This is a genomic window from Gammaproteobacteria bacterium (genome assembly GCA_013697705.1).
In the GTDB taxonomy this organism is placed as follows: domain Bacteria; phylum Pseudomonadota; class Gammaproteobacteria; order UBA6002; family UBA6002; genus UBA6002.
The window spans coordinates 1-10,588 of sequence record JACCWJ010000009.1 but is presented as its reverse complement, the minus strand read 5'-3'; the positions used below and the strand labels follow the sequence as shown (position 1 = coordinate 10,588).

At 35.8% G+C, this 10,588-nt stretch carries 6 protein-coding genes; all 6 read right to left on the bottom strand.

Going from position 1 to position 10,588, the window contains the following annotated elements:
* Window positions 1-135 precede the first annotated feature (135 nt).
* Window positions 136-1,611 (bottom strand): hypothetical protein, encoded by a 1,476-nt coding sequence (locus H0U71_02950; protein ID MBA2654009.1) that lies wholly within the window; start codon window positions 1,609-1,611, stop codon window positions 136-138.
* A gap of 151 nt (window positions 1,612-1,762) precedes the next feature.
* Window positions 1,763-2,398: a porin family protein gene (locus H0U71_02945; protein MBA2654008.1), complete on the bottom strand. Its 636-nt coding sequence runs from the start codon at window positions 2,396-2,398 to the stop codon at window positions 1,763-1,765.
* A gap of 382 nt (window positions 2,399-2,780) precedes the next feature.
* Window positions 2,781-3,536, bottom strand: coding sequence for a pentapeptide repeat-containing protein (locus H0U71_02940; protein ID MBA2654007.1), 756 nt, complete (start codon window positions 3,534-3,536; stop codon window positions 2,781-2,783).
* Window positions 3,537-3,833: 297 nt separating this feature from the next.
* Window positions 3,834-6,443: a pentapeptide repeat-containing protein gene (locus tag H0U71_02935; protein MBA2654006.1), complete on the bottom strand. Its 2,610-nt coding sequence runs from the start codon at window positions 6,441-6,443 to the stop codon at window positions 3,834-3,836.
* 33 nt (window positions 6,444-6,476) lie between these two features.
* Window positions 6,477-9,857 carry a WD40 repeat domain-containing protein gene (locus tag H0U71_02930; GenBank protein ID MBA2654005.1) on the bottom strand — a complete coding sequence of 1,127 codons (3,381 nt, stop codon included), beginning with the start codon at window positions 9,855-9,857 and terminating at the stop codon, window positions 6,477-6,479.
* Window positions 9,858-10,074: 217 nt separating this feature from the next.
* The gene (locus H0U71_02925) at window positions 10,075-10,275 is read right to left on the bottom strand and encodes a hypothetical protein (protein ID MBA2654004.1); all 201 of its coding nucleotides are present in this window, start codon (window positions 10,273-10,275) and stop codon (window positions 10,075-10,077) included.
* Between the last annotated feature and the right edge of the window lie 313 nt (window positions 10,276-10,588).

Here is a 10,588-nt window from a genome sequence, read left to right as displayed (position 1 = left end):
ATCCACGTCCGAGGCTGGATCCCGCGATCAAGTCGCGGGACGACGTGGAAGGGTATATTCGCGGACGACAGGTAAGAGTATATCGCGGACCGCCTGGAAGGGTATGTCGCGGACTAATTGAGAAATAGGGAATAATTAAGTGGAGTGCACTATTTCTTCTGGAAGTTCAGTCTCAAATGGCACTGCGGGTCTTGAACAATAATCGTCCACATTATGGAACTGTGAAAATATTTCGCAAAACTTAGGGTAAAAAAGTTCCTTAAGCCCTTTGGGTAACTCTTCCAAATCACTAGCAAACTCACTCACTCTATTATTTAAATTTGTTTTGAAAAAACTGGAATCGCCATAGCCATCTACATAATGAAATTGTCGGATGTCCCAATCTATGAAGAAAGCTGTCATTTTTGAATTAACGCTACTATCTTTCGCAAAACATATTTTATAAATTATATTGTCTGAATCTACCTGGCATAGCTTTATATAAAAATCATTATTTACTAACGTTTTATCATAATGTCCTTCTCCGGCCATGGGTGCTTCCCCTTTAGGAACGAATATGCGTCCGTCTTCGAGGATTTTAGCGCTTGTTGTTTCCATTAGCATGTTATAGTCGTAAACTGTTACAGGTAGTTGAAAGAGCATGGGTTCATACTGATCGATTATTGCTTCTAAATCTTTTAATTGATGACCTAAACGAAACAGCTCAGCATACTCATTAATTTTTTTATTACCTCGTGCAATAATTTTGTTTAGTTTTTTAAATGTGGGAGGCGTTATACATGTTTCTGTTCTACCGCCATTTCTTATGCAGACCGCCATGTGATGAATTTCATTTTTCAAGACATTTCTAATTTCTGAATTAGAGAAATACTGATCCCAAGCTATTAGAATCGTGTTTGTGTGGTAATCATAAACACCCTGGTTATAACCTATAAAAAAAGGGTGTACTATAGTTATTTTGATGCCGTGTTCCTTGAGTAACTGTTTTAAAAGCTGTGTATTTAAAACATAAGCCAGGTTAATTCGAATCATTTTTATCATATCATTACAGACTTTTACATAATCTCCTTCTGATATTTTAAAATTTGCATAGTCAATTGGTGTGTATACGATAGTAGCTTGTTCAACTAGTTTAAGTAATTCAGGATCTTCTAAATATGGTTTCATTAGAGGGTCACTGGCTGAGTGATAAAATGTAAAACTAGATTGCTGCTTCGGCCACATTCCATCCGGTGTATAAGCATAAGAGGGTGGAGTATGATAATCTAATTTATCACTTCTTAAATCAGAGTTTTGTACTTGTTGTATCTCTACAACATTTCCATCAGCTAGCGCCATTCTTGTTAGTATGCTAAAAATTAAAAATGTAGTAAGCAGGCCAGGTTTAATCTGAGTTATTATTAATCCATTTCTATAAAATTGACATTCGCCTTGGTTGAATTGCCTGTATAGTTCAGGATATGTTTCTTTCACATTTCCTGCTCTAGAGGAAGATGGGTCGGTTATTATATTTATTGATTCGTTTATTTTTTTAAATTCTTTTTCCTGATAACTTCCGATGGCTTTGCGCCATTTTGGAGTTGTGACATTAAGTTGCTTTCCTCTTGGCATTATTGGCTAGCTCCATGTGTGATCTAATTTGAGTGGGCTTGCTTTGTAGGGCAAGTTGCCAATCATTGGCATTTTATTCTGACAACCTGCTAGTAGTAATATTACATTCACTGGTAAGCATCAACAATCAATAAACTCACCTTTTAAAGATCTATCTAAATTTATAAGTGAAGCCGAGAAGATAATTGCCCGAAGTTGAACCAACATGATTATTAAGATAACTAATCTCAGCACTACAATTTTTAGTTAATGAATAGCTTAACCCTAAACCCGCAGCAGGCGCGATAGTTTTTCTGACGTACCTCTTTTCATCCACTTTTGTGGAGAAACCGGGTGCACCAGCAGGGAGGGGACTATCAGAGTATTCATTAATTACACCATCATCTTCTCTATTATAAGAGACTCCGAGCTTAGTAATTAAACTTAACTTTTTATACATAGGGACAGTAAACTTGCCGAGCGCTTCCACCGAAGAGCTTTTTAATGTTCCGTGAGGATTTGTTTCACTCCAACGTGACACATAATTGTATTCAACATTAGGTTGACTGGTATAACCAAGTTCCAAACCCCAATATTTGTTAAAATCTACACCTCCAAAGAATCGACTGACCCCTCCTTTGTCTTTAGTACCACGAAAACTATCTCTGTGATTAATACTGTCACCTATTTGAGCGCCTATATACACTCCTGAGTCATTATTTATCTGGTTTTTAGAATAAGCCGCCCAATTTGATTGGGAATAGGTAAATAAAAGAAGGGTTGTGAGGCCTAATAGTTGTTTTTTCATTGTATTCCTTTAAAAATCATCAATAAGAGTTGCAGATCATAATAAGAAATTATCGTAAGTCAATAAGTTTTTAATAAATTTAGAGGGTCTTAGGAGCTGATAAGAATTGGAATGAAGAAATAGTAGTACTTAATAAGTGCTGTTATAGGGTTTCAGATGCGGGGTTCTGAGCACTAGCTACCTCGGAACGAAATTTTTAACTAAAACGGTAAACACGTAATGTGTACAGCGAAGATAAGAGTGCGGTTTTCCTTCAGTTTCTCAACCATAAAATAATGTCCTCTTATAATTTTACAAGCGGAATAGGCCTTGTGACATCATGGTAAAACATACAGGATTTATCTGGGGGGAATTCCGAGCATAAACAATTTGACTAGATTTATTAGCAAACAATTAGTCCTAGCCCTTCAATAAATACATCTTGTTGCCATTCAGAAATTTTGACTCCCGAAAAATCTAATTTTTGAATATCAATATTTCGAATGTCAGCATTTCTCATATCCGCTTTAAATATTGATAAGCCATCGTATTCGCTAGGTGCGAACTCAGTAAGAGTAAGGTCTGCTTCCTCTAGATTTGCTTTTGAAAAATTGACACACGCGAATTTGCTTTCTGATAAATCACATTTTTCTAGATAAACACCTTCAAAATTTGAATATTTGAAATCAGTTTTCGTGAGTTGAGCACAGCTAAACACAATATTTCGGCTTACTATATTTGCAAAGTTTGCAAATTCGAAGTTACACCCTTGTGCTTTGCATTCATTGATTGATAGTTGAAATAAATTTGCTCGTCTGAAATTGGTCATTGAAATATCGCACCGATCAAACTTGCTGCCATTTAACGAAGCTAAATTAAAGTTACAACCAATTTGCTGATCTTTATCGTAAAGAAGACAATCTTGGAAATAACTATCTTGGATACTTGATTTTTCAAAATTGCAATTTATTAAAGTACAGTTTTCAAGGGTAATGTTATCTAGCTTGCAGCCAGAAAAATTGGAATGAGATATATAACAGTTTTTGAAAGTAAGCCCTAAATGTTCTATCTCAGACCAATCTAAATTAGTAAAATTTCTGTCTGTGATTATTTCTGTTCCGGGGAGAATCACTAAACCATCTTCAAAATTTTGTAACATTGCAATATCTTATAGTTTGATTTGTCTTTCATGGATTAATAAAAAGAGTAGAATAGCTCCGAATAATTTTCATGTAATATAACTTAAGTATACTGTAAAAATACCAGGCTTGTCTCAAATTATAAGTGATCCTAAGGTATACGCTTTAGAAAGTCTCCTGATTCATCGTCTCTACTAATTACTCCTTAACCTATGCCTAGGGTCAAGTCTTGATTGTTGTAGGCAGTCACTTTCAAGATTTGACCCCATTTCCTCTCTCTATCTCATCATCTCTGACGCAAATATCCGTGATGGGATTTATTGGAGTGCATAATCAACGTTCTTTAGGATGATTGCGTTTTCTTCCAGGTATTCCTTAAGATCTTGAACATCTGAACTGTATTGGCTTTTAATAATCAACGTATCTTCTGTTGAGGTGTCGCCAGTGATTAAATCTGCTTTGTTCGAGTATAGATTTTCTCGTAGTCCGTTTAGTGCGGTCTTGGAATAATTAGTTTTTGTTAAATCAGTTTGCTTATAACATATCAAAAGACCTTTTTCATTGCTCTGCAGAAGGGTAATCTCAAATTTACCCCATTTTAGTGCGTTTGATAATTCGGCTGACAGTAGTAAAGAACTTTTAGGAGAAATTTCAGGCGTTGCGGTTGAATGGAAAAATTTAGTTAGCACTTGTTTTTCAGCAGCTCTGGGTTGAACATTGTTATTGTCAGATATTGGGGGCTGTAGTTCTGGGATAGATTTCTCACGAGTATCATTTTGTTTCAATTGTTTAATGCACGAGTCAAGTTTTTGTAAATGATGATACGTTTCATTTAATTTATTTGTTTGATTGTCTATATATCGATGGGCTTCATTAGTTAGGCTATCTAAATCTTCAGAAAATTCTTTTTCATCAAAATTTGTCTGTGTAAGTTTGTCTGTCAGATTTTTTGCTTGATTAATAATTTCAGATAATTGTTGCTGTTCTTCGGGGGAGGAGGTTGATTCGTCTAATTGATCTTGTATTTTTTGCTTAAGATCACGAATTGCTTGCTGCTGTTGTTCGATAAATAAAGTAGGACAATATTTTTTTAATAGTTCCTGTGCTTCATTAGGCTTTATTATATTTAGCATCATTTGAAGGAGAGCGCCTTGTTCTTTAAGTAGCAGCTCAAGTTGATGGACGCGTTGATCCAGTTGTTGGATGGCTTGTTGATGACTGCTAACATCCTTGCTTATATCTTGCGTATAAGTTTTTAGTTGATTAAATTCAGCTCGACAGTAGCGTTCAAATGTCATGCGACTTTGCTTTTCTTGAACAAGTTTTCCGAGTAGCGATTGCAGTTTTTTAGCTTGCTCCGTTTGAGTATCGGTCATATCTTTACTTGTTTGTATATATTGTTCTTGCTTCGTATACAACAATTGAATTTCCGCTATAATTTCACGCTGATCCTTAATTTCAGTTAGCATCTCTTCTAGTTGCACTTTTAAAGCATTTTGTTGTTCTTGTTGTTCATGTTCAATTTCAGAGAGGTCATCTGTGGATGCGTCTTTTAGATTTGCATTAATCCATATAGCGCCCAAATGCTGAATTCTCCGTAATTGGGACTCTTGTAAATTGGCATAATGCAACTGTGCCTGAGTTAAATTCGCGCCATTTAAATTAGCATTATTTCCTTTCAAGTATTCTAAGTGTGCGCCCATAAAATTGGTGTGATTGGCATTTGTCACGCCACTTAAATCAGCCCCAATTAAATAACTTTCTTGAAATTTAGAATTTTCCAGTGAGCCTTTAATTATAATCCCATTCAAAATGCAATCGCTAAAGTCTGCATTACTAAAATCGAATTTGGAAAAATCCAAATCTTGTTGTTGATTTGGCTCAAATAATGTGAATGTTGTATTTGGAGTTCTTCGACGAATGAAATCATTAAATGACATTTTTGTTTTGTGGCGTTGTAAATACTCTTCAATTTCCCGACGAGTAACCACTTGAATAGTTGGATTATGCTGATCGATTTTTGTGGTTAATGGTGAGCTTAAACTAGATCGAGGTTGTACTTCATAGCCAAATTGTTGTACTACGGAGAGAGGTACAAGTACATAACCATATTTCGGTTCTAAAATTATCGGCTGGCCACGTATTGTTTTCTTCTTTTTAATGAATTTGGTATAACCATAATTAAATAGAGATTCTTTTTTATAATCAAATTTTTGAGTTAGTGTGGTAACCATATTAGGATTAGATTGGCGCTTGTGCAAAGGTTGTGATGTTTCAGGATTTAATATATAAAATTGTTTATTAGCTGTCATAAAGGCGGGGCGACCACACAGACCATCAGCAGTAAATTTGAGTTTTGGATCATCTTTGGATTCTAAGCGTGTATTAGTAAAACCAGTCACATAAGCCCCCGAGCGGCCCGCTATTATACCTGTCAATAAATTATCATAAGTAAGTGGCAAACTAGTTCGTATAACATACTCGAGCATCCTCTCGACTTGTGTTTTTGCTAGTGGTACTACTTCAAAGGGGCTATCAGATAGATAGGTGTCAAGTATAAACTCATAACGACGGCTAGCTTCCAGCGCCACGCATTCTAATAAAATGCGTAGTTGTTCATTATCTATTTCTGTCGCTTGTTGATCTAAATGATCCAGGCTTCTTTCTTTACGTTTGTCATTAAGCGCCTCTATGCCAATTTCAATTATTGAATCGAGCACATTCACACCAGGAATGCTGATATTTCCCAATAAATTTGATGTGCCAAATTTCACAATAGCAATAAGCTTATCGGTGAAATCTCCTTTAGCAGAGGCACGTCCTGCTACCACATCGAGTAGAAACGTAAATTCTCGGATAAATTCTTGTACTATTACTTTGCGATAAATTTGTAATTTATTATTCAATACTTGATTTGTGTCAGGCACGGCAGTCTCCTTTTGCTTATTATTCTAAGAATATTAAAATTGTTTTGGTGTGGGGCTAGCCAACGTTAAAATGCCAGCTGATTCCAGAAGCTCTTGTAGCTGATCCATGGCCTCAAAATTTTCAGTTTTTATCAAAATAATATCATCTTGGGGTCGCAGGATGTCACTTACTAAGGTGGTAGTACGGATTTGATTTATCAATGCACGAAGCGCCTCTTTACTGGTTATAGAAGGAGATTTCAATGTCGGTATGTATTGAATTTCCAATCCATCATTATGAAAAGTAGCCATATACAGACCCATATCTAATGCAGTTTTAACTGCGGGCAATAAATCTAGTTGTTTCTTCTCCTCTTTTTGTACCTTGGGCCAATGCAAAAGTTTTACAACATCGAAATTCATTTGATCAATTTCGATATAATCGAATTCAAGTTGATTGAAAGCATTGCAGTCTTTTATAGTGTAAATACACTGCCCAGTTTTGACATTCCACAGATCCAGCCTTTTTTGTGCAGTAGTATAAGTAATAAGGATAGCATCTGATAGCATTTTAAATTTACTAATATGGCTACCATCAATTGTAAGAACGTGACGACAAAGGCCCTTCCGTGTATCCCATATCTTTATTGAGTCGTTGCTCAAACTCGCTAGGGTTGAATTAGCAAATTTTACGGATTGAATCTTATCATGTTCAAAGGTGCGAATGCATTGCCAAGTTTTAATGTCCCATAGTTTAATTATATTACTATCTCCCCAACTAGCTAGAGTATCATTATTTAGCTCAAGGCCCTCGACAAAGTCTGAATGAGCAATTAATGATTTAGTACACTGCCAAGTTTTAATATCCCAAAACCTAATAATATTATCGTTCCAGCTCGCAAGAATATCGTTAGATAATATCTTAAAATCATTGATATTATTCAACGTATAAATACATTCTTTAGTTTGGATATCCCAAAATTTTATTGTTTTTCTATTATCGCGATGATGAATAACAAAGTTACCGTTGGGGAGTATAGCAATTCTTCCTTGAGAATTATCATTCAAGGTAACACATTGGAATGTTTCGGTATTCCACAGCTTAATTGTTTTTGAGTCTCTGAGAATAATAGAACCGTTGGGTAGCATTCCATCGTAATTTATACTAGGTCCTTCCCCAAGAATTGTACGCTTTCCAGTTTTTGTATCGTATAATTCGGTGGTTTTTACTCTGATATTAAGAAAACGAGTTCCGATGACGATAATATTCCCATTAGCCCCTTCAAAGAAGTCATGAATGAAATCAAACTCTTCCAAAGTGCGATTAAGATTATCCGTGTTATCCCACAATTGTATTTTCGACTTACTGCAACGATGCCCAATAACACCATGAGAAAATATTTTAATTTCGGACTCATAATTATCTTCAAAATTTTTCAAAATTCGTACACATTCGCCGCTTTGTGTATTCCATAATTTAAGAGTTCTTGTATCATCTTGCTCTACATAGCTGACCCCAATAATATTGACATTATTTGATGAGATTTTGACATGATTAAATTTTTTGCAATTCTCTTGTCCAATTGTTAAGAGGCATTTTCCTGTGTGTATATCCCATACTTTAAGGGTCTTTTTATTAGTGTTAAAATCATTTGCAGTAATAAAAGTACCATTCGACAGAACTTCAAGGAAATAGCTTTCCTGAGAATCATCCAGAGGTAGTTGCAAAGTCTGGATTAATTGGTATGTCTGAATATTCCATACTTCAATGACGGCTTTATGTTTTCCTACACACGCTAAAAGTTCGTTAGATAGTACGATAAGGTGGTTGATAGGGAAATTTGTTTTTAAAGAATAATTACATTCTCCGGTTTGAGTATTCCACAATTTAATTGTGTCGTATGCTGCGCTTGCGAGAATATTGTTGGGGAATATGGTAAAGCAGTTTATACCATTAGAATGGTAACCATCAAGAGTTCGACGAATATACTTACCATTTTGATTATCCCAGAACTCTATTATTTGATTTTTAGGTTTAGGTTCTTCACTAATCAGAATTCCATTTGAGAGTTCAGCAAACTCTTGCAGAAAGTTGGGATTTCCTTGCAAAGTACCCATATGCTGACCGGTCTTTATATCCCATAAATCTATCCCACTGTGCCAACTTCCGCAAGCTAACCAGCGATTAGAAAGCAGTTTCGTGCGAAAATAATTGATGGATGAGGGGGGGAGTGCAGATTGATATTTGAATGTAAAGATACATTGCCCAGTTTTGATGTTCCACAGTTTAGTTATATAGTCCCTACAACTACTGGCGAGAATTTCACTAGAAACTAATTCAAGGTTGGTGATGTATGCGGAATGTCCAATCAGAGTATGTATGCATTCTTCAGTTTGTATATTCCATAGCTTAATTGTGGTGTCATAACTTCCCGTTGCAAGAATGCCATCTGACAGCATTTGCGATTGTGTTATGCTTTTCAAATGTTTCAATCCTAGGGAACCAACAATCTGTTTGCTTTGTATATCACAAAGTTTAATAGCATAGAATGCAGATCCACCAGTAGCAAAAATGCCATTTGAAAGCATTGTAAGACAAGCACGACCAATCATGGTTTCTTGAGAAGGATGGGTTAAAATAGATATACTGCCGAGGCATTGATTTGTCTTAATATCCCACAGATCATTTATACCATTTCTACCGCTGCTTACTAGAATTTCACTTGATACGATCAAGCAATCAATACTATTAGAATTCCCCCGTAAGCTACGAACATGGTTTCCGCTTTGAATATCATAAAGATCAATTTTTTTTGCATTTGTTCCTGCAGCGAACGTACCATTTGGTAGTTTTGTAAGTGAGAGAACCGTAGTGTGACTAGGAATTTTTTTTATACAACGTCTACTTCTGATATCCCATAGTCTAATTCCATCACTAAATCCACCGCTGGCGAGTAGATTATTTGAGAGCATAGCTAGAGAAGAGATCCCATTATTATATTGCCCGTTCAAAGTATCGATACATTTTCCGGTTTCAAGATCCCATAGCTTAATTGTATTATCTTCGCTCGCACTTGCCAAAGTATGATTATCCACCTCAACAACAGAGTAAATAGTATTAGAATGCCCAATTAAGGTGCGTATACAATTACCATTTTGTATATTCCATAATTTAATTGAGGAGCCACCACCGCTGACGAGAGTGTCCTCTGAAATCATAGTGAGACATCTAATATTATGATCCTGATCCTGATCCGCTTTTAATATAAGGAAACGGTTTCCCGTTTGCACATTATACAGCTCAATCTGAGTACCCATTCCAATAGCAAGACGATTGTTTGGTAGTGCTGCGAGCGCGTTTGCATAGAAACACTTGGCTGGATTCATTTCTTTGATTTGTGGTAATTGTCGGTAATCGGGTATATTATCTGGCATGCTAAAAAACCTCTGTCCTTTAAATTGGATTCCATTTACATAGGATTCTCAGTTTATAATACGGGTCGGTAAAATCAAAATTTATTTATTGTCCCAAGGGGTCAAATCTTCGCATTTGGAATTTATACACAACTACATCTACAGATCCTGGATGCGGCGTAGCGGAATCCGGGAATTTTTGAGGTATTCTGCCACATCAGCAAGAAGTGCACTTCTATTAGAATGACATTTTAGGCTGATTATTTTCGTCTTCGACGGGTTTTAAATTAATATTTTCTGTAATGTAGATCACATTACTAGATAGATGAGGTATACGCTTTAGAGCGTCTTCTATTTCATCGCATTTACTATTACGCTCATTAGACGGAATCTGAGGATCAATTTCAATGGAGTAGCCAATACCTTTTCTTTTATCCATTAAACTATAAATGGTTTTAACTTTATGGCCTTCTGATTCAATCTGCTTTTTTAATTCTTCAGGAAATTCAGGTATTTTGATTTTTGCTTGTGATGGCGCTTCAGAAAGCTTGATTGCAGATATTAAACTCGTGCAATGCTTCAGTTCTGCTTGAATTAGCTCTTGGAGATCTGGATGGTCCTCAATTTAAGTGACCCCCATGTCTAGACCAGCAACCAATTAAATTTTAGGAGATATCACCCTCTTAAAATTAATAAAATATTTGTTGAGCCTGTGGGTATGTGGGTATGTGGGTAACTCGAGCTTGCGAGAG